Source organism: Rhodopseudomonas parapalustris (assembly GCF_053772255.1).
This window is the reverse complement of the sequence record NZ_JAMKBZ010000017.1, coordinates 43,935-61,419: the sequence shown is the minus strand read 5'-3', so window position 1 is coordinate 61,419 and position 17,485 is coordinate 43,935. Positions and strand designations below refer to the sequence as shown.

19 protein-coding genes are annotated in these 17,485 nt (G+C 64.7%); 13 read left to right on the top strand and 6 right to left on the bottom strand.

Annotation, left to right across the window (positions count from 1 at the left end; translation table 11 throughout):
• Nucleotides 1–198: 198 nt before the first annotated feature.
• The 5 genes from cysG to M9H71_RS15810 all read left to right on the top strand — a co-directional run bounded on the left by cysG (nucleotide 199) and on the right by M9H71_RS15810 (nucleotide 5,209).
• On the top strand, nucleotides 199–1,635 hold the full coding sequence (gene cysG / locus M9H71_RS15830) for a siroheme synthase CysG (RefSeq protein WP_455405918.1): 1,437 nt from the start codon (nucleotides 199–201) through the stop codon (nucleotides 1,633–1,635).
• On the top strand, nucleotides 1,632–1,946 hold the full coding sequence (locus M9H71_RS15825) for a DUF2849 domain-containing protein (RefSeq protein ID WP_455405917.1): 315 nt from the start codon (nucleotides 1,632–1,634) through the stop codon (nucleotides 1,944–1,946). Before cysG ends, M9H71_RS15825 begins: the two co-directional genes overlap by 4 nt.
• Nucleotides 1,947–1,956: 10 nt before the next feature.
• A complete protein-coding gene (locus M9H71_RS15820; RefSeq protein WP_455405916.1) occupies nucleotides 1,957–3,612 on the top strand; it encodes a nitrite/sulfite reductase in 1,656 nt (551 codons plus the stop codon).
• Entirely contained in the window at nucleotides 3,599–4,108 is a 510-nt protein-coding gene (locus M9H71_RS15815) for a DUF934 domain-containing protein (protein WP_455405915.1), read from the top strand. Before M9H71_RS15820 ends, M9H71_RS15815 begins: the two co-directional genes overlap by 14 nt.
• A gap of 165 nt (nucleotides 4,109–4,273) precedes the next feature.
• Nucleotides 4,274–5,209 carry a glutaminase gene (locus M9H71_RS15810; RefSeq protein ID WP_455405914.1) on the top strand — a complete coding sequence of 312 codons (936 nt, stop codon included), beginning with the start codon at nucleotides 4,274–4,276 and terminating at the stop codon, nucleotides 5,207–5,209.
• A gap of 96 nt (nucleotides 5,210–5,305) precedes the next feature.
• Here the strand turns inward: M9H71_RS15810 and M9H71_RS15805 are convergent, their stop codons facing one another.
• Nucleotides 5,306–5,488 (bottom strand): DUF2735 domain-containing protein, encoded by a 183-nt coding sequence (locus M9H71_RS15805; protein ID WP_012497457.1) that lies wholly within the window; start codon nucleotides 5,486–5,488, stop codon nucleotides 5,306–5,308.
• 68 nt (nucleotides 5,489–5,556) lie between these two features.
• Here M9H71_RS15805 and M9H71_RS15800 point away from each other — a divergent pair, with 68 nt between their 5' ends.
• The 5 genes from M9H71_RS15800 (at nucleotide 5,557) to M9H71_RS15780 (ending at nucleotide 9,794) form a co-directional block, all read left to right on the top strand.
• A complete protein-coding gene (locus M9H71_RS15800; RefSeq protein ID WP_455405913.1) occupies nucleotides 5,557–5,736 on the top strand; it encodes a hypothetical protein in 180 nt (59 codons plus the stop codon).
• Nucleotides 5,737–5,983: 247 nt separating this feature from the next.
• Nucleotides 5,984–7,021 (top strand): glutamine synthetase beta-grasp domain-containing protein, encoded by a 1,038-nt coding sequence (locus M9H71_RS15795; protein ID WP_455405912.1) that lies wholly within the window; start codon nucleotides 5,984–5,986, stop codon nucleotides 7,019–7,021.
• Between the two features lie 189 nt (nucleotides 7,022–7,210).
• Nucleotides 7,211–7,723 carry a CAP domain-containing protein gene (locus M9H71_RS15790; protein WP_455405911.1) on the top strand — a complete coding sequence of 171 codons (513 nt, stop codon included), beginning with the start codon at nucleotides 7,211–7,213 and terminating at the stop codon, nucleotides 7,721–7,723.
• 94 nt (nucleotides 7,724–7,817) lie between these two features.
• Nucleotides 7,818–8,957 (top strand): DUF3734 domain-containing protein, encoded by a 1,140-nt coding sequence (locus M9H71_RS15785; protein ID WP_455405910.1) that lies wholly within the window; start codon nucleotides 7,818–7,820, stop codon nucleotides 8,955–8,957.
• A gap of 48 nt (nucleotides 8,958–9,005) precedes the next feature.
• On the top strand, nucleotides 9,006–9,794 hold the full coding sequence (locus M9H71_RS15780; RefSeq protein WP_455405909.1) for a 3-hydroxybutyrate dehydrogenase: 789 nt from the start codon (nucleotides 9,006–9,008) through the stop codon (nucleotides 9,792–9,794).
• Between the two features lie 164 nt (nucleotides 9,795–9,958).
• Here M9H71_RS15780 and M9H71_RS15775 read toward each other — a convergent pair whose 3' ends face one another.
• From M9H71_RS15775 to M9H71_RS15765, 3 genes are read right to left on the bottom strand one after another with little or no spacing between them, the layout of a single operon-like run.
• Nucleotides 9,959–10,252 carry a type II toxin-antitoxin system RelE/ParE family toxin gene (locus M9H71_RS15775; protein WP_455405908.1) on the bottom strand — a complete coding sequence of 98 codons (294 nt, stop codon included), beginning with the start codon at nucleotides 10,250–10,252 and terminating at the stop codon, nucleotides 9,959–9,961.
• A complete protein-coding gene (locus M9H71_RS15770; RefSeq protein WP_455405907.1) occupies nucleotides 10,249–10,482 on the bottom strand; it encodes a hypothetical protein in 234 nt (77 codons plus the stop codon). Before M9H71_RS15770 ends, M9H71_RS15775 begins: the two co-directional genes overlap by 4 nt.
• Before the next feature lie 55 nt (nucleotides 10,483–10,537).
• Nucleotides 10,538–11,896, bottom strand: a complete 1,359-nt coding sequence (locus M9H71_RS15765; protein WP_455405906.1) for a lipopolysaccharide biosynthesis protein — start codon at nucleotides 11,894–11,896, stop codon at nucleotides 10,538–10,540.
• Between the two features lie 706 nt (nucleotides 11,897–12,602).
• On the opposite strand from M9H71_RS15765, the gene M9H71_RS15760 reads away from it, so the two are divergent.
• From M9H71_RS15760 to M9H71_RS15750, 3 genes are all read left to right on the top strand, one after another.
• On the top strand, nucleotides 12,603–13,124 hold the full coding sequence (locus M9H71_RS15760) for a PAS domain-containing protein (RefSeq protein WP_455405905.1): 522 nt from the start codon (nucleotides 12,603–12,605) through the stop codon (nucleotides 13,122–13,124).
• The gene (locus M9H71_RS15755; RefSeq protein ID WP_455405904.1) at nucleotides 13,099–14,424 is read left to right on the top strand and encodes a methyl-accepting chemotaxis protein; all 1,326 of its coding nucleotides are present in this window, start codon (nucleotides 13,099–13,101) and stop codon (nucleotides 14,422–14,424) included. Before M9H71_RS15760 ends, M9H71_RS15755 begins: the two co-directional genes overlap by 26 nt.
• 138 nt (nucleotides 14,425–14,562) lie before the next feature.
• Nucleotides 14,563–14,865 (top strand): hypothetical protein, encoded by a 303-nt coding sequence (locus M9H71_RS15750; protein ID WP_455405903.1) that lies wholly within the window; start codon nucleotides 14,563–14,565, stop codon nucleotides 14,863–14,865.
• A gap of 94 nt (nucleotides 14,866–14,959) precedes the next feature.
• Here the strand turns inward: M9H71_RS15750 and M9H71_RS15745 are convergent, their stop codons facing one another.
• Together M9H71_RS15745 and M9H71_RS15740 are read right to left on the bottom strand one after the other, a co-directional pair.
• Nucleotides 14,960–16,090 carry a C4-dicarboxylate TRAP transporter substrate-binding protein gene (locus M9H71_RS15745; RefSeq protein ID WP_455405902.1) on the bottom strand — a complete coding sequence of 377 codons (1,131 nt, stop codon included), beginning with the start codon at nucleotides 16,088–16,090 and terminating at the stop codon, nucleotides 14,960–14,962.
• 68 nt (nucleotides 16,091–16,158) lie between these two features.
• The gene (locus M9H71_RS15740) at nucleotides 16,159–17,466 is read right to left on the bottom strand and encodes a TRAP transporter large permease (protein WP_455405901.1); all 1,308 of its coding nucleotides are present in this window, start codon (nucleotides 17,464–17,466) and stop codon (nucleotides 16,159–16,161) included.
• Between the last annotated feature and the right edge of the window lie 19 nt (nucleotides 17,467–17,485).

The window sequence follows — 17,485 nt, the reverse complement described above, 5'->3', positions numbered from 1 at the left end:
ATCGGCGGCACGAGGTTTGCTCGCCCAGCACGGCAGGGCCGTCCGCGAGAACCACAGTCTCCCGAACGCCGCTGCAGGGGGCGGAATTTCTCTCCAGCGGATCGCCAATGAAACGGAATGATTTTCTTCATCGATGGGTTGTGTCGGTCTCGTGGAGAAAATAATTCTAAACAGGCCGAGTAGGGCGACGGAGCGAACATGCGATTTCTTCCAGTGTTTCTGGATCTGGCGGCAGGGCCCGTGGTGCTGGTGGGCGCCGGCGAGATGGCGCGGGCCAAGCTGCGGCTCCTGCTTGGCGCCGGCGCTTCGATCCGCTGGTATGCGACCGACGGTGATCGCGATCTGGCCAGCCTGACCGAGGCCGAGCGGTCGCAGGTGAGCTTTCAGGACGGCGAGCCGCTGCACGCCGACCTCACCGGTGCGATTGCGCTGCTGTGCGCGGGGGCCGGCGATCTCGCCGCTCCGCTCGCGGCAAAAGCCCGGGCGCTCGGTGTGCCGGTCAACGTCATGGACGAGCTGTCGCATTCGACCTTCATTTTCCCCGCGATCGTCGATCGCGGCGATGTCGTGGTGGCGATCGGTACCGGCGGTACGTCGCCGGTTGTGGCGCGCCGCGTTCGCGAATTGATCGAGACCGTGCTGCCGGCGCGGATCGGCGATCTGGCGGCGCTGATCGGCCGCTGGCGGGCCCCGATCAAGGCGCGGATCGCTGAGTTTCCGCTGCGCCGCCGGTTCTGGGAGCGCGTCGTCGACGGCCCGATCGGCCGCGCGGTGCTCGAGGGGCGGCTGACCGAGGCCGAGACCGAGCTGAAGACGATCGACGACGCCACCGACTACGCGCGGCATTCGCTCGGCCGCCGGGCCGACGGCCATGTCACCTTGGTCGGCGCCGGACCGGGTGACCCTGATCTGCTGACGCTGAAGGCGCTGCGGGCGCTGTCGGACGCCGACGTGGTGTTCTACGACGAGCTGGTTTCTCCGGAGGTTCTCGATCGCATCCGCCGCGACGCCAAGCGCGTGCCGGTCGGCCGCCGCGTTGGTCAGCCGGGTATCGGTCAGGAGGCGATCAACGCGCTGCTGATCGAAGCCGCCCGCGCCGGCCAGCGCGCGGTGCGGCTGAAAGGCGGCGATGCATTCGTGTTCGGCCGCGGCGGCGAAGAAGTCGAAGCGCTGCGCGAAGCCGGCGTGTCCTATGCGGTGGTGCCGGGCATCAGCGCGGCGTTCGGTGCGGCGTCGCAGTTCGAAGTGCCGCTGACCTATCGGCACGAAGCGCTGCGCATCACCTTCCTCACCGCGCACAAGGCCAAAGACGCCGAGACGGTCGACTGGTCGGCGCTGACCGACCAGAAGATGACCGTGGTGGTCTACATGGGCATGAGCGCCGCTCCGACGATTCGCCAGGCTTTGCTCGCGGCTGGCCGCGCTGCCGATACCCCGGTCGGCGTGTTCGCGCGCGTGACACGGCCGGACGCCGTTGCGGCGGTCGGCGTGCTCGACGATCTGCCTGCGCTGGTCGAGCGGGTCGAAGGCGGTCCGGCGCTTCTGGTGATCGGCGATGTCGTCACCCACTCGGCGCCGTGGCGCCAGCAACAACTCCTACAACTCGTCTCGACCTATCAGATGGCCGCCGAATGACGTCCCCGCTGCAACAGAAGATCAAGATCACCGGCCCCTCGGTGGTGACCGCCAACCGCACGACCGACGGCGTGGTGATCTACCGGACCGCAACGAACGGCTGGTCGACCGATCTGGCCGACGCTGCGATCGTACGCGAGGCCGACCCGGCGCGCGCGCTGCTTGCCGCTGCGACCGCCGACGATATCGGCGCCGTCGGCGCCTACATCGCGCCGGTCGAGATCGGCGCGGACGGTGCCGTCGCTCCAGGAAATCTGCGCGAAAAAATCCGCCGTAACGGCGTCACCATCGCGCTGCCCGCTCGGGCTTGAGGGCTGTTCCATGTATGCTTACGACGAGATCGACCGTGCCATCGTCCACGAGCGCGTCGACGAATTCCGCGATCAGGTGCGCCGCCGCCTCAATGGCGAACTGACCGAGGACGAGTTCAAGCCGCTGCGGCTGATGAACGGCGTGTATCTGCAACTCCACGCCTACATGTTCCGCGTCGCCATTCCCTACGGCACGCTGTCCTCCGAACAGCTCCGCAAGCTGGCGCATGTCGCGCGGACCTACGACCGGGGCTACGGCCATTTCACCACGCGCCAGAACATCCAGTTCAATTGGATCGCGCTCGCCGATCTGCCCGATGCGCTCGCTGAGCTCGCCGAGGTCGGCATTCACGCGATGCAGACCTCGGGCAATTGCACCCGCAACGTCACTGCCGATCAGTGGGCCGGCGTCGCGCCGGGAGAGATCGAGGACCCGCGGGTCTGGGCCGAAATCCTGCGGCAGCACACCGCGCTGCATCCGGAATTCTCGTTCCTGCCGCGCAAGTTCAAGTTCGCCATCACGGCGTCCGATCACGACCGCGCCGCGATCAAGATCCACGATATCGGCCTGAAGCTCGTCAGGAACGACGCCGGCGAAACCGGCTTCGAAGTGCTGGTCGGTGGTGGGCTCGGCCGCTCGCCGTTCATCGGCAAGACCATCAAGCCCTTCGTGAAGGGTCGCGACATCCTCAGCTACATCGAGGCCGTGCTGCGCGTCTACAATCAGTACGGACGCCGCGACAACATCTACAAGGCGCGGATCAAGATCCTGGTGCACGAGCTCGGCGTCGAGAAGTTCGCCGCCGAGGTGGAGCAGGCATGGGCCGAGATTGCCGACGGGCCGCTCACGCTCGACGACGAGATGATCGAGGACATTCGCTCGCGCTTCATCTATCCGGCCTATGAAAAGCTGCCGGCCGAACCGGACGAGCTGCGCGCCGCGGCCGGCGATGCGCGGTTCGAAGCGTGGCGCGGCAACTCGGTCGCGCCGCATCGTCAGGACGGCTATGCCATCGTCACGTTGTCGCTGAAGCCCGCGGGCGGACCGCCCGGCGACGCCACGGCGGAGCAGATGGACGCGGTTGCCGATCTTGCCGACACCTACTCGTTCGGTGAGATCCGGGTCGGTCACGAACAAAATCTGGTGCTGCCGCACGTCGCCAAGCGCGACCTGCCGGCGCTGTGGGCCGCGCTCGACAAGCACGGTCTCGCCACGCCGAATGTCGGTCTCGTCAGTGACATCATTGCCTGCCCGGGGCTCGATTACTGCTCGCTGGCGAATGCACGGTCGATCCCGATCGCCCAGGAGCTGTCGCGGCGCTTCGCCAATCCCGACACCGCGGCGCTGATCGGGCGGCTGCACATCAACATCTCCGGCTGCATCAACGCCTGCGGCCATCATCACGTCGGCCACATCGGCATTCTCGGCGTCGAGAAGAACGGCGAGGAGTTCTATCAGATCACCATCGGCGGCCGCGCCGACGAGGGCGCCGAACTCGGCGTTCTGATCGGCCCGGCGGTGCCTTACGGTGAAGTCGCCGATGTGATCGAGGATATTGTCGAGGCCTATCTCAGCCTGCGGCAGCGGCCGGACGAGTTGTTCGTCGACGCCGTCAAGCGGCTCGGCGTCGAACCCTTCAAGGAGCGCGTCTATGCCACTCGTTAGGAACGGACAGATCGCGACCGACGAGTTCGTCGCTTTGGCCGACGACGCAGAGTTGCCGGCCGCCGGTCCGGTGCTGATCTTGGCTACGCGCTTGCTGGCCGATCCCGAGCGGCTGGTGGCGCGCAACAGCCCGCTCGGCGTGGTCTGGCCGAACAACCGTGACGTCGCCGAGCTGAAGCCCTGGCTCGACCGGCTGGCGCTGATCGCGCTGGTGTTTCCGACCTACAAGGACGGCCGCGCCCATAGCCAGGCGCGGCGGCTGCGCGAGGTCTATGGTTATCGCGGCGAGCTGCGCGCCACCGGGCAGGTGCTGCGCGATCAGTTCACTTTTCTGGTCCGCAATGGCTTCGACGCGCTCGACGTTAAGAAGGAAGCCGATGCACACGCCTTCCGCGAAGCGACGCATCGCTACACCGAGTTCTATCAACCGACCGGAGACGGTCACCGCAGCGCGCTCCAGCTCCGCCGCCAGCGGCATCTGACGTCGGCCAGTTAAGCCGCAGTTCTCCACGCCGTCATTGCGAGGAGCGTAGCGACGAAGCAATCCAGAGGCCGCACGCGTGGCGTCTGGATTGCTTCGCTTCGCTCGCAATGACGGGGGGAGGCATCGACCATCACGCCGCCGTTGACCTGGTGCGCGCTTTGCATCAAATGCGCCGCCATGAACAATCAACTTCTCGACCGTGTCGTTGCCGAAATCGCCGACGAGATGGCCCAGCGGGCGGACCGCGGCGAGGTGGCGAGCTACATCCCGGAGCTGGCGCGGGTCGATCCGAAGGCGTTCGGCCTCGCAGTGATCGCAGCCGACGGCCATATCGCGGCTGCCGGCGACGCCGACGTGGCGTTTTCGATCCAGAGCATTTCGAAGGTGTTCACGCTGACGCTGGCACTCGGCAAGGCCGGCGACCGGCTGTGGCACAGAGTTGGTCGCGAGCCGTCGGGATCGGCGTTCAACTCGATCGTGCAGCTCGAACACGAACGCGGCATCCCGCGCAATCCGTTCATCAATGCCGGCGCGATCGCCGTTACCGATCTGATCCTGTCCGGGCATCAACCGCGCGAGGCGCTCGGCGAGATCCTGCGCTTCATGCAGTTCCTGGCCGGCGATTCCTCGATCGCGATCGATGAAGCGGTGGCGAAATCCGAGCAGCGCACCGGCTTTCGCAACGCCGCACTCGCCAACTACATGAAGTCGTTCGGGGTGCTGGACAATCCGGTCGAGTACACGCTCGGAGTCTATTTCCACCATTGCGCGATCGCGATGAGCTGCCGTCAACTGGCGATGGCCGGGCGTTTCCTGGCGCACAGCGGCCAGAACCCGTCGACCGGCCACAACGTCGTGTCCAACGAACGCGCCCGGCGTATCAACGCGCTGATGCTGACCTGCGGTCATTATGACGGCTCGGGTGAGTTCGCCTACCGGGTCGGCCTGCCGGGTAAGAGCGGCGTCGGTGGCGGCGTGTTGGCGGTGGCGCCGGGCAAGGCCTCGATCGCGGTATGGGCGCCGGGTCTCGATGCCGCCGGCAACTCTCATCTCGGCCGGGTCGCGCTGGAGATGCTGACCAAGCGGATGGGCTGGTCGATCTTCGGCGTCTGACGGGATCCTCGCGCAGCAAAAAGGGCCGAACGCGTGCGCCGGCCCTTCGTCAGTCGCTGCGATGGTCGCGGCGGCATCGCCCCGCAAGTTGCGGTATCATGGCCGCTTGGTCGACTGCTCTTCGAGCATCGCGATCTCGTGATACCAGCTCGAGCAGGTCAGAATATTCGCCGGATTTGAGGCCGCTTCGCTGCTCGGCAGCGCCGTGCGGTTGGCTCCATCCCGGCCGCCGACCGGGAACTGGTAGATCTTGGCGGAGGTCTGATTCAGGCTACTCACGCGATCTCTCCTTTCTCTCCTTCGGGTCGATGAAGCTGACTCGACGAGCGGCCAGACCGCGCGTCGCAATGGATCATAACTTGGTTGCTTGGCGTGCAGGCAAAATGATCAATGAAGAACCAGTGATTGGCGCTTCTTTGCGCATTCAGTCGCCTGCTGATGAACTCGGCACTTGTTTGGTGCAACGCGACCGGGATGGCTTGGTTGCGCTTTCCACCTCCGAGAAAATCGTGCGCCCGAGTGGTTAATTTTGTTCACCGCTGCGAATGCGGGGGAATACGGATCATTCGGGCGTTTTGGCGCAAATGGCCGGCGATCGATCGATCGGGCTTTTCGCGCCCAGGTTGCTGTCTTGCAGCCGCTGCCGTGCCTGCGGCGATTTGGCTCAGTCTGGCATATTAAATGCTTCATCTCGGCTGGACCGAAGGCCGCCGGGTGCGGTTCCGCGTCCGCCATCGGGCCGAACGCCGATGGCATCTCCAACGAGAGGACCGCATGACCAAGTACAAGCTCGAGTACATCTGGCTGGACGGCTACAAGCCGACGCCGAACCTGCGCGGCAAGACGACCATCAAGGAATTCGAGGTCTATCCGACGCTCGAGCAGCTTCCGCTGTGGGGATTCGACGGCTCGTCCACGATGCAGGCCGAAGGCCACAGCTCGGACTGCGTGCTGAAGCCCGTCGCGATGTACCCGGACGCTGCTCGCAAGGACGGCATCCTGGTTCTGTGCGAAGTGATGATGCCGGACGGCGTCACCCCGCATCCGACCAACACCCGCGCCACCATCCTGGACGACGAAGGTGCCTGGTTCGGCTTCGAGCAGGAATACTTCTTCTACAAGAACGGCCGCCCGCTCGGCTTCCCCGATGCCGGCTATCCGGCGCCGCAGGGTCCGTACTACACCGGCGTTGGCTACAAGCACGTCGGTGACGTCGCGCGCCAGATCGTCGAAGAGCATCTCGACCTCTGCCTCGCCGCCGGCATCAACCACGAAGGCATCAACGCCGAAGTGGCGAAGGGCCAGTGGGAGTTCCAGGTGTTCGGCAAGGGATCGAGGACCGCCGCCGACCAGATGTGGATGGCGCGCTACCTGATGCTGCGCCTCACCGAAAAGTACGGCATCGACATCGAGTTCCACTGCAAGCCGCTCGGCGACACCGACTGGAACGGCTCGGGCATGCACTGCAATTTCTCCACCGCCTACATGCGCGAAGTCGGCGGCAAGGAGTATTTCGAAGCGATGATGAAGGCGTTCGAGGCCAACCTCGACGACCACATCGCGGTGTACGGTCCGGACAACCACATGCGGCTCACCGGCAAGCACGAGACCGCGCCGTGGAACAAGTTCTCCTACGGTATCGCGGATCGCGGCGCGTCGATCCGCGTTCCGCACTCGTTCGTCAACAATGGCTACAAGGGCTATCTTGAGGATCGCCGCCCGAACTCCCAGGGCGACCCCTACCAGATCGCTTCCCAGGTTCTGAAGACGATTTCGTCGGTCCCCACCTCGAAGTCGGCGGCCGCCGCCTGAACCTCCACGGCGACTGCTCACGGCCCGGACGCAAGTCCGGGCCGTTGTCGTTTGGGGGCCGTGACTCGCGTTTGCGGCCTGCGGCATCTTCACCATTCAGCCACTGTTGACGTGCAACAACTGCCCGGCGCGGCGTGAGCCGGTGACGGGCCGGCGGTGCCGATCGCGCGCGAATGGGGAATCTGCACAATGTTTCGCGGGGTGATGGCCGTTCTCGGCCTGTTGGTGCTGGCAGGCTGTACCGGCGATGTCGCGCCGTCGGTCGATACGCCGTCGATGTATCAGAGCATGGCGCGCGAAGGCGCCCGGGTCGATGTCGCCGCGGCGGCCACGATGATCTCGCAATATCGCCGGAACAACGGCCTTGGTCCGGTCACGGTGGATCCGGCGCTGACCAAGCTCGCCGAGGACCAGTCCTCGACCATGGCGAGACGCAACAAGCTCGACCACGACGTCAAGGCGCCGCTGGCGCAGAGGCTGAACTCCTCCGGCTATCCGGCGGCGATCGCGGTCGAGAACGTCTCGGCCGGCTATCACACGCTGGCGGAAGCGTTTTCGGGCTGGCGGGATTCGCCGCCGCATCGCGCCAACATGCTGAAGAACGGCGTCGACCGGATCGGTATCGCCGCGAGTTATGCGCCGGGCACCAAATACAAGGTGTTCTGGACCATGATTCTCGCCTCCACCGACACACCACGATAAACCGGGCGTGATCGCGCCCCGACGTTGGCGCGATTGACGCAGGCGCTGCGCCCCGCCAAGTTGCCGGCGTCTGCTCGAGGGTGCAACCAACCGGATGGACCAAACACCTCACAGAAAGGCCGGGAGGCCGTGCGATGCGCGCCGCGTGCTGGTGCTGCAGGGCGGCGGCGCGCTCGGCGCGTATCAGGCCGGTGCCTATCAGGCGCTGTGCCATCACGATTTCGAACCGCAATGGCTCGCCGGAATTTCGATCGGCGCCATCAATGCGGCGATCATCGCCGGCAATCCGCGCGAGCAGCGCGTCGAGAAGCTGAAGCAATTCTGGGAGATGGCGTCCTCGCCGGTGCCGTGGCAGCCGCTGCTGCACGACGATCATGTGCATTCGCTGTTCAACGAGGCCTCGGCGGCGATGATCGCGACCTTCGGTGTGCCCGGATTCTTCACGCCGCGGTTTCCGCCGACGCATCTGCTGCCGTCGGGCAAGCCGTCTAGTCTGAGCTATTACGATACCGCGCCGCTACGGTCGACGCTGGAGCGGCTGGTGGATTTTGATCGGCTCAACAATAACGGTATCCGGCTCAGTGTCGGTGCGGTCAACATCGTCACCGGCAACTTCGTTTACTTCGATACCACCAAGCAGACCATCGGCCCCGAGCACATCATGGCGTCGGCTGCGCTGCCGCCGGGGTTTCCAGCGATCGAGATCGACGGCGAGTATTACTGGGACGGCGGCGTCGCTTCGAATACGCCGCTGGATTACGTGCTCGACTGCGAGCAACGCGAGAATCTGCTGATCTTTCAGGTGGATCTTTTCAGCTCGCGCGGCCGTCTGCCGGAGACGCTGCTGGAGGCTGCCGAGCGCGAGAAGGACATCCGCTATTCCAGCCGTACCCGGCTGAATACCGACAAGAACAAGATGATCCACAATGCCCGCACGGCGCTGCGGGATTTGATCGACCGGCTGCCTGCGGAATTACGCGACGATCCGGCCTACGCCATCCTGCATCAGGCGGCGCAGGAGAATGCCGTCACGGTCGTGCATCTGATTTATCGTAAACGGGACTATGAGGCGTCGTCGAAGGACTACGATTTCTCCCGGCTGAACATGACCGAGCACTGGAAGGCCGGCGAGCAGGACGTCTACGTCTCGATGCGCGACCAGAGCTGGCAACGCGCGCCGCAGGACGGCGAGACCATGGTGACCTGGGACCTCACCCGGGATGCATTCGAATAAGCGGCCTGTTCTGCGCCGCTTTCTCAACCCCGCGAACAGGAGCGGATGATGACGAATCTGACAGGCAAAACCGCGGTCGTGACCGGCTCGACCTCGGGCATCGGGCTCAGCTATGCGCGCGCCTTCGCCAAGGCCGGCGCCAACGTCGTGATTAACGGCATGGGCGAAGCGGACGCGATCGAGAAGGAGCGCAAGGCGATCGAGACGGAATTCGCCGTGAAAGCGGTGTATTCGCCGGCCGACATGCTGAAGCCCGTCGAGATCGCCGAGATGATCAAGCTCGGTGAAATCACCTTTGGCTCGGTCGATATCCTGGTCAACAACGCCGGCATCCAGTTCGTCTCGCCGATTGAGGATTTTCCGATCGAGAAGTGGGACGCGATCATCGGCATCAATCTGTCGTCGGCGTTCCACGGCATCCGCGCCGCGGTGCCGGGGATGAAGAAGCGCGGCTGGGGCCGCATCATCAACACCGCCTCGGCGCACTCGCTGGTCGCGTCGCCGTTCAAGTCGGCCTATGTGGCCGCCAAGCACGGCATCGCCGGCCTGACCAAGACCGTGGCGCTGGAGCTGGCCACCCACAAGATCACCTGCAACTGCATCTCGCCGGGCTACGTCTGGACACCGCTGGTCGAGAAGCAGATTCCCGACACCATGAAGGCGCGCGGCCTGACGAAGGAGCAGGTGATCAACGACGTCCTGCTTGCCGCTCAGCCGACCAAACAGTTCGTCACGCCAGAACAGGTCGCCGCCCTCGCGGTCTATCTCTGCGGCGACGACGCCAGCCAGATCACCGGCGCTAACCTGTCGATGGACGGCGGCTGGACTGCGGCGTAAGGCGCACCAACAGCTTTCGCGCCTGCGCGGGGCGTAAGCGTCTGACCCACCACCGACGTCATCCTCCGCGAAAGCGGAGGATTCAGTATGCAGAGCATTTCGTATCTGGGGTACTTGGTCGCCCGGTCAAGCCGGGCGACGACTTTGGTCAATGAGTAGGGCGACTAATCGCTCTGCTGCATCGGCGCTCGCGCCGTGTGACGGATGTGCAGGATCTCGATCTTGGAGTCTCGCACGCGATAGAAGACCCGAAACGGATAGCGCACCACGGCTGCCGATCGAACGTCTGGACGTTGTGTGACTTTGGGCGCCGCATCGGGAGCCGATGCGATCCGAGCGATCACGTTTTCGATCCGCGCGCCGATCGATCGGGCAACTCTCGGGCTTGCGTGCTGGCCGTAATAGGCGGAGATCTGGTCGAGGTCGGCGAGAGCCTGCCGGGAGTAGACGACCTTCATCGCCCAAACTTGGCGAACGCAGCTCGAATTTCGTCGTCCGTGGCCTGCTCGCCCGCGTCGAGAGCTGCGGCCGCAGCGTCGATGATCCGCAGCTCTTCGGCACTTGCGTGATAGCAGTCTGCCTGAAGCTCGCTTTCGATCTCGCGGGCCACCGCGGCCAGTTCCTCCCGCGCCGCTTCCGGCCAGGATTCTGCCCGCTTGATCAAAGCCTCGAGGTTGTCCGCGCTCATGATGAAACTATAGCACGAGGTGGTGAGCTGGTCAGCAGCGCGCCGACCACTTGAACTAGCCTTTGCGGCCGAACGCCAGCACATGCAGGCCGAGGCGTTTGCGGACGATCCAGAACAGCAGCACGGTCTCGAAGGTCAGAGCCGCGGACGTCGCGGCGGCGGCGCCGTAGCCGCCGAAACGGGGGACCAGGATCAGGCACAACGCCAGATTCACCGCGAACGCCAGCGCATAGGCGAGGGCGCAGATGTGCTGGTGGCCGAGCATGTTGAGCAGGCGCTCGACCGGACCGATCGCGGCGCGGACCATCAGGCCGATCGCGGCGACGAACATGATGCCGTAGCCAGTGGTGAACTGCGGTCCGAACAGCCACAGCAGCGGCTTGCCGAGCGCCAGCAGCGCTAGCGTGGCCGCCAGCGACGGCCAGAACGTCCACTGAATTGCGTGACGGACATAGGCGGCCAGCCTCACGTTGTCGCCAGCTACGCTATATTCGGTGAAGCGGTGCGCTGTGCTCGCCGACATCGCGTAGTGAACGAAAGAGACCAGCGCCAGCGTTTTGACCACCGCGTAGTAGATGCCGACCTCTTCCGGCGTGCTGAACTGCTGCAGCACCAGCACGTCGGTGTAGGACAGCAGCAGATAGAAACTCTCCACCAGCAGGATCGGCAGCGAGGTGGCGAGCCAGCCACGGACGTCATAGGCGCTTGGGCCAGCCGGGATGTGGCCGGCGAGTCGGCGATTGAGCGCGACCATCTGGCCGAGCATGGCGATCCAGACCGCCGCACAGCTTGCCGCCATCGCCGCAACCGCGCCGAGTTCGAAACCGAGCACGAACAGGCCGGCCGTGAAACCGATGATCAGCGCCTGGCGGATGATGAACTGCGGCATCAGCCCGAGCCGCATCCAGTCGTGCGACCGGGCGATGCCGTCCTGGGTGTTGGCGACGACGAAGGCCGGCAGCGTCAGACAGCCGAGATACAGCGGCAGGACGGTGGCGTCGCCGATCAGCGGCGACAGCGCCCATACCAGCGCGGCGAGCAGCAGCGACACCACGCTGGAGGCGGCCAACGTGCCCCAGCGACTGCCGGACAGGAAGCCGCGCAACCGGTCGAGCTCGCCGCGCGCGCGATACTCTGGAATGATCTTCTGCGCCGAGGCGGAAATGCCGAAGTCCAGCATCGAACCGAGCAGCAGCACCCAGGTCCAGACGTAGACGTAGATGCCGTAATCCGACCCGCCCATCCAGCGTGCCAGCAGGATCTGCGCTCCGTAGGCGAGGCCAGCGCTGATGACACGAATGAGGAAAATGGTACCGGCGAGCCGGTTGGTGAGCGAGGCTTCGTTCGAGCCGCCGAACAGGGAGGCAAGGCGCGCTTTCAGCGCCGCCAGGGGCGTTGCTGGTGGAGAGTCCATAACGGCCAAAGCGCTTCCCCGAACCGGCCGTGTCGGCCCCGACGCGGCATCGGCTTGATTTAGCAACCGGATCTTAAGAATCGGTTGGGCGAAGCCGAGCCTGCTCGTCGGCAACGAGACGGTCGGTTTCGGTTATGGAACTCAGTCCCGCGCACCGCGTTGGGGTGTATGGCCTGCCCCAAATTGCCGCGGCGCCTGCGCCGCCAGACGAGCCTGGCCAAGCCCTCACATACGGACGTCCCTAGATGCCCAAATGGCCGATGCCGAAGTTATCGCGAAGGGATGTCGGACGCCTCGCTGGGGCCGGCGCTGCCGCGGTCATCATCGCGGCTGTTCTCAGCGTGGTGATGGTCAGCGGCTTCGGATGGCCGGTCACGTCCGTGAGGGTTTGGGCGTTGAACGTCGCCAGTCTGGTCGTTGCATTCCTTCTCATCGCAGGCGTCGGTCGTCGCCAGAACGATAAACGGTGAAGCCCGGACGGACGATTCGTTCTTGTCAGGGAAAATACTACAACGTGAGTTGATAGTATGCCGAACGATCGAATGGATGATCGAAACACCTCACTGTTCATTGCCTGCATTGGGCGGTTCGGTCGCTAGTTGGGCGAACTAACTATTAAGACCTGCCTCGTAGCTTTGCGTGGCGGGACCGGGGCGTTGATCAGTGTCCGCGCAAGTCTTCTTCAGCCGCTGAACCGGATTTCGCCGTGACCTCTTCCGTCAAGCCCACTGGCGTTGAAGTGTTCTTCGACGCCGACGACATTATCGTGTCCAAGACCGACCTGAAGGGACGCATCACCTACGCCAATCAGGTGTTCATCGACATCTGCGGATACAGCGAAGCCGAACTGCTCGGTCAGCCGCACTCGATCGTGCGACATCCTGACATGCCACGTTGTGTCTTCAAGCTGCTGTGGGATACCCTCGCCGAAGGGCGCGAGATCTTCGCCTACGTCAAGAACATGACAAAGGCCGGCGATCATTACTGGGTGTTCGCTCACATCACGCCGTCGTTCGACTCCGCCGGGACCGTGATCGGCTATCACTCCAATCGCCGCGTCCCGGAGCGCCGGGTCGTTGCCGCATTGGAGCCGGTCTATGCCGAGCTGCTCGCGCAGGAATCACGGCACCGCAACGGCAAGGATGCGCTGGCGGCCGGCCATCATCACCTGATCGATTTCGTCAAGTCGAAGAACATTTCTTATGATCAACTCGTCTTCTCTCTTTAGGGCAGGTCTCTGCCTCGCCGCCTGCGTCGCTGGGACCTTGGCTGCGGCGGCGGGCATGGTGCTCGGCATGCCGCTGCTGTTGCAGATCGGCCTCGGCGTGTCGCTGCTCGGCGCCACCGGCGTCGCGGCGATGCTGCTGCGGCTGGACCGCATGCTGAGCCAGATCGACGAGGTCTGCGGCCGCATCGCCGACGGCGACTTCGAGGCCCGGTTGGTCGGGCATCGCGATCGTGGGCGTCTGCTCGACCTGCAGAATCGCTTCAACGACATGATCGACCGCTGCGACGCGTTCGTGCGCGAATCCAGCGCTGCGATGGCGGCGATCCGCGACGACAAATACTATCGCCACATCCTGCCGCAGGGCCTGCGCGGCTCGCTGCTGATCGCCAGCCGCACCATCAACGAGGCGATGCAGGTGATCGAGACTCGGGTTGCGGCGTTCAACGCCAACACCGCAGAGTTCGAGACCGCGATCGGCACGGTGATCGATGCGGTCGGCGCCGCCTCCAGCAATATGGGCGAGACCGCCGGCAGTCTCAGCCGCGGCGTCAGCGCGACGCGCGACCGTACCATGGCGGTCTCGGCGGCCAGCGAACAGGCCTCGACCAATATGGAGACGGTAGCGGCGGCGACCGCCGAATTGACCGCCTCGGCCAACGAGATCCTCGGCAGCGTCAATCGCTCGGCGGCGATCGCGCAGGCCGCGGTGGCGGCCTCCGATCACGCTCGAGACACCGTCGGCAGCCTGTCGACCGCCACCGAGCGGATCGGCACGATCGTGCAGTTGATCGAAGAGATCGCCTCCCAGACCAATCTGCTGGCGCTCAACGCCACGATCGAAGCGGCGCGTGCCGGCGAAGCGGGGCGGGGCTTTTCGGTGGTGGCGCAGGAGGTGAAGTCGCTCGCCGAGCAGACTGCCAACGCCACCCGCGACATCTCGCGCAGCATCGCCGAAGTGCAGGAGACCACCCGCGCGGCGGTCGATGCGATTTCCGGGATCGGCCGCTCGATCGGCGAGGTCGACGATATCACGCATCAGGTCGCGCTTGCGGTCGAGGCGCAGACTGCGGCGACCGAAGAAGTCGCGCGCAACATCGAAGAGGCGTTCACCGGCATTCGCGACATCTCGGGGAACATCCAAAGCGTCGGCAGCAACATCACCGAGACCGAACAGCACGCCGAGGTGACGATGTCGGCATCCGGCACGCTGGCGCAGCAGGCTCGTTCGCTCGGCGATGCGGTGCGCGACTTCCTGCGCACGCTTCATCGCGACGGAGCAGAGACGCGCGAGGCCGCGTGAGCGGCTGCGGCCGAACCAGTTGTGCCGCACACCTTAACGAGAGTTCATGTAGATGAACTCTCTCGTCAGCGCCCGTTCAGATGCGACCTCCTAGGCTCAGGGCCGATCAATGGTTCTCGGTTCGAAGGAGGTTGTTCGATGAGACTGAAACTCGCCGTTGCTGCCGCTGCCACTCTGGGCGCGGTCGCGTTCGCTCCGGGCATCGCGTCTGCGGCGATGCCGAACGGTCTTCCCGGCACCGCGCAGGTCGCCGGCAGCACATCCGCCCAGGTCGACCAGGTTCGCTACGTCTGTAACGAATGGGGCCGGTGCTGGTGGCGGCCGAACTACTACGGCGCTTACGGCTATTATGGTCCGCGCTTCTACGGCCCGCGCTATTATGGCCCGCGGTTCTACGGTCCGCGGCCGTACTGGCGGCATCATGGTTGGCGCCGCTGGTGAGCGGACGACACCTTACTTGCCAACTGAAACAAGGGGCGGCCTCGCGCAGCAAGGCCGCCCCCTCGCGTTTGGGGCGAGCAGCGACGTCTCGTCGCTACTTCTTCACGCCGAAAGTCGCCGGGTCGAGCTTGGCGTAGACCTCGTTGTAGAACATGTCGCTGAGCTTCTTCGGATCGTTCTCGATCGGCGTGATCAGCTTTTCGTACTTCGCCAGTAGCTCTTTGTACTTGTCGACGAATTCCTGGGCATTCTCGATGCCCTTCTTCTTGGCGGCCTCGATGATGCCGGGCAGATCCTTCTCGACGAAGTCCTTGCGCGCGGCGAGCAGCGCCGGGTCCGGCTGGACCACCGGCACCTTCTTCTCCTTGGCGAGCTCGAGCGCCGCCTTGTCGCCGGCGTGATACTCGTTGACGGTCTTGACCACCGCCACCGGGATCGCCTTGAGGACGCCGGCGCGCTGCGGCGTTGTCATCTTCGACCAGGTGTCGAGGTTGATCGAATACAGATTGCCGGAGCGGAACGAGCCGAGATTGAGCATCACCACCTGGCCGGCGGTGTCGGCAAGGCCGTGGGTCTTGAGGCCGCCGACCGCATAGACCGCGGCATCGATGATGCCGCGCGACAAGGTCTCGTACATTTCGGACGACGGCACGTTGACGCCGGTGGCGCCGACCGATTTGGCGAAGCGGTCCCAGAGCGCGCCACCGGCGCGCAGCTTCTTGCCCTTGATCTTGTCGAGCGAATTGATGTCGCCTTTGGCGATCAGCACGTAGGGAGCGGTGCTCATGCCGCTGCCGAAAAGCTGGTTCTGCTTGGTGTATTCGGCAAGGCACGGCTTGCAGTGCAGGTTGAACAGCTCGGTGATCGCCATCGCGGCCGCCATGTCGTTCTCACCGACCATCGCCAGATCGTTGAGCATCACGCCGTAAGGATAATACGACGGGGTGTAGCTCATGGTGGCGAAGCCGACGTCGGCGACCTGATCGCGCAATCCGTCGGAGATCGCCTTGGCGCCGAGTAGGGATTCGGCCGGGAAGATGCGGACGGTGACTTCGCCGTTGGTGTTCTTCTTCACCTCCTCGGCGAAGGTCTCGTAGCCGAGCCCGACCGGGTGCTTCGGCGACAGATAGTGCACCGCCTTCAGCGTCACCGCCGAAGCGCTGCCGGAGGCGCCGAGTGCGAGCGCGAACGCCAGTGCGGTCGCGGCCATCCATTTTGCCTTCATGTCGTGTCTCCCTGTGGGTTTGATGTGCGGCTTGTCGCCGTCCTTGGTGCGTCCGTGAGCTACTCCGGCTAGTTGATCAGCGTGGTCAGGTAGGTCGCGATCTGCGGAAACGCGACCAGCAGCGCGACGCAGATCAGGTCGGCGACGAGAAACCACAGAATTCCGCGGAAGATCGTCTCGATCGGAATGGTGTCGCCAACGATGCCCTTGATGACGAAGACGTTGAGACCCACCGGCGGGGTGATCAGCCCGATTTCGAGCAGCTTGGTCAGCAGAATGCCGTACCAGATCAGGTCGACGTGCAGCTTCTCGACCGCCGGCAGGAACACCGGCAGCGTCAGCAGCATGATGCCGATCGGATCGAGAAAGCAGCCGAGGAACAGCAGCACCGCCATGGTGCCGAGCACCAGCATCAGCGGCGAGATCTGCCCCTCGATCACGACACCCGAGATGAAATCGGTGAAGCCGGACAGCGCCAGGAATCGGGTCAGCAGCAGCGCCCCGATCGCGATGATGAAGATCGAGCCGGTGGTCACCAGCGTCTCGGTGATGGCGAGCTTGATCTTGTCCCAGGTCAGCGTGCGCTGAGCGAAGCCGATCACGAACGCCAGCAACGCGCCGATGCCGCCGGCTTCGGTCGGGGTGAACACGCCGCCGAACAGGCCGCCGAACACGCCGAAGATCAGCACCAACACCGGCCACGTTCCCCGGAACGCACCGAAGCGGTCGGCCCAGGTGACCTTGTCGTCGATCCGCGGCGCCAGCGACGGGTTCAGCTTGACCCGGGTGACGATCATCGCGGCGTACAGCGCGGCCGTGAGCAGTCCCGGCACCACGCCCGCGATGAACAGTTTGCTGATCGGCAGTTCGGCGTAGATACCGTAGACCAGCAGCAGGATGCTCGGCGGGATCATCGAGCCGATGGTGCCTGCGACCGCGACCGTGCCGGCGGCAAGGCCGGGATGATACTTGCTGCGCAGCATCTCGGGGATCGCGATCCGTCCCATCGCGGCCGCGCAGGCGAGCGACGAGCCGGTGACTGCCGAAAAGCCGGCGGCCGCGCCGACCGAGGCCACGGCTAATCCGCCCGGCATCCACGACAGCCAAGCTCGCGCCACCCGGAACAGCCCGTCGGTGAGCTGCGAGTGGAAGCAGATGTAGCCCATCAACAGGAACATCGGCACCGAACTCAGCGTCCAGTGCGAGATGAAATCGTAAGGCATCGACGTCAGCGTGCCCCAGGCCACGCGCGGGCCGAGCATCGCCCAGATTCCGGCGAACGACAGACCGCCGAGTGCGACGCCGACCGGCACCCGGAGCAGCATCGCCACGATCAGCAGGCCGAGCACGACCCCGCTCAGCGTCAGATCATCCATCTTCGGCGTCCCCCTGCGC

What these genes read in the sequence shown, in the direction of transcription:
- cysG (WP_455405918.1), top strand. Translation starts at nt 199, where the DNA reads ATGCGATTTCTTCCAGTGTTTCTGGATCTGGCGGCAGGGCCCGTGGTG.
- M9H71_RS15825 (WP_455405917.1), top strand. Translation starts at nt 1,632, where the DNA reads ATGACGTCCCCGCTGCAACAGAAGATCAAGATCACCGGCCCCTCGGTG.
- M9H71_RS15820 (WP_455405916.1), top strand. Translation starts at nt 1,957, where the DNA reads ATGTATGCTTACGACGAGATCGACCGTGCCATCGTCCACGAGCGCGTC.
- M9H71_RS15815 (WP_455405915.1), top strand. Translation starts at nt 3,599, where the DNA reads ATGCCACTCGTTAGGAACGGACAGATCGCGACCGACGAGTTCGTCGCT.
- M9H71_RS15810 (WP_455405914.1), top strand. Translation starts at nt 4,274, where the DNA reads ATGAACAATCAACTTCTCGACCGTGTCGTTGCCGAAATCGCCGACGAG.
- M9H71_RS15800 (WP_455405913.1), top strand. Translation starts at nt 5,557, where the DNA reads ATGGATCATAACTTGGTTGCTTGGCGTGCAGGCAAAATGATCAATGAA.
- M9H71_RS15795 (WP_455405912.1), top strand. Translation starts at nt 5,984, where the DNA reads ATGACCAAGTACAAGCTCGAGTACATCTGGCTGGACGGCTACAAGCCG.
- M9H71_RS15790 (WP_455405911.1), top strand. Translation starts at nt 7,211, where the DNA reads ATGTTTCGCGGGGTGATGGCCGTTCTCGGCCTGTTGGTGCTGGCAGGC.
- M9H71_RS15785 (WP_455405910.1), top strand. Translation starts at nt 7,818, where the DNA reads ATGGACCAAACACCTCACAGAAAGGCCGGGAGGCCGTGCGATGCGCGC.
- M9H71_RS15780 (WP_455405909.1), top strand. Translation starts at nt 9,006, where the DNA reads ATGACGAATCTGACAGGCAAAACCGCGGTCGTGACCGGCTCGACCTCG.
- M9H71_RS15775 (WP_455405908.1), bottom strand. Translation starts at nt 10,252, where the DNA reads ATGAAGGTCGTCTACTCCCGGCAGGCTCTCGCCGACCTCGACCAGATC.
- M9H71_RS15770 (WP_455405907.1), bottom strand. Translation starts at nt 10,482, where the DNA reads ATGAGCGCGGACAACCTCGAGGCTTTGATCAAGCGGGCAGAATCCTGG.
- M9H71_RS15765 (WP_455405906.1), bottom strand. Translation starts at nt 11,896, where the DNA reads ATGGACTCTCCACCAGCAACGCCCCTGGCGGCGCTGAAAGCGCGCCTT.
- M9H71_RS15755 (WP_455405904.1), top strand. Translation starts at nt 13,099, where the DNA reads ATGATCAACTCGTCTTCTCTCTTTAGGGCAGGTCTCTGCCTCGCCGCC.
- M9H71_RS15750 (WP_455405903.1), top strand. Translation starts at nt 14,563, where the DNA reads ATGAGACTGAAACTCGCCGTTGCTGCCGCTGCCACTCTGGGCGCGGTC.
- M9H71_RS15745 (WP_455405902.1), bottom strand. Translation starts at nt 16,090, where the DNA reads ATGAAGGCAAAATGGATGGCCGCGACCGCACTGGCGTTCGCGCTCGCA.
- M9H71_RS15740 (WP_455405901.1), bottom strand. Translation starts at nt 17,466, where the DNA reads ATGGATGATCTGACGCTGAGCGGGGTCGTGCTCGGCCTGCTGATCGTG.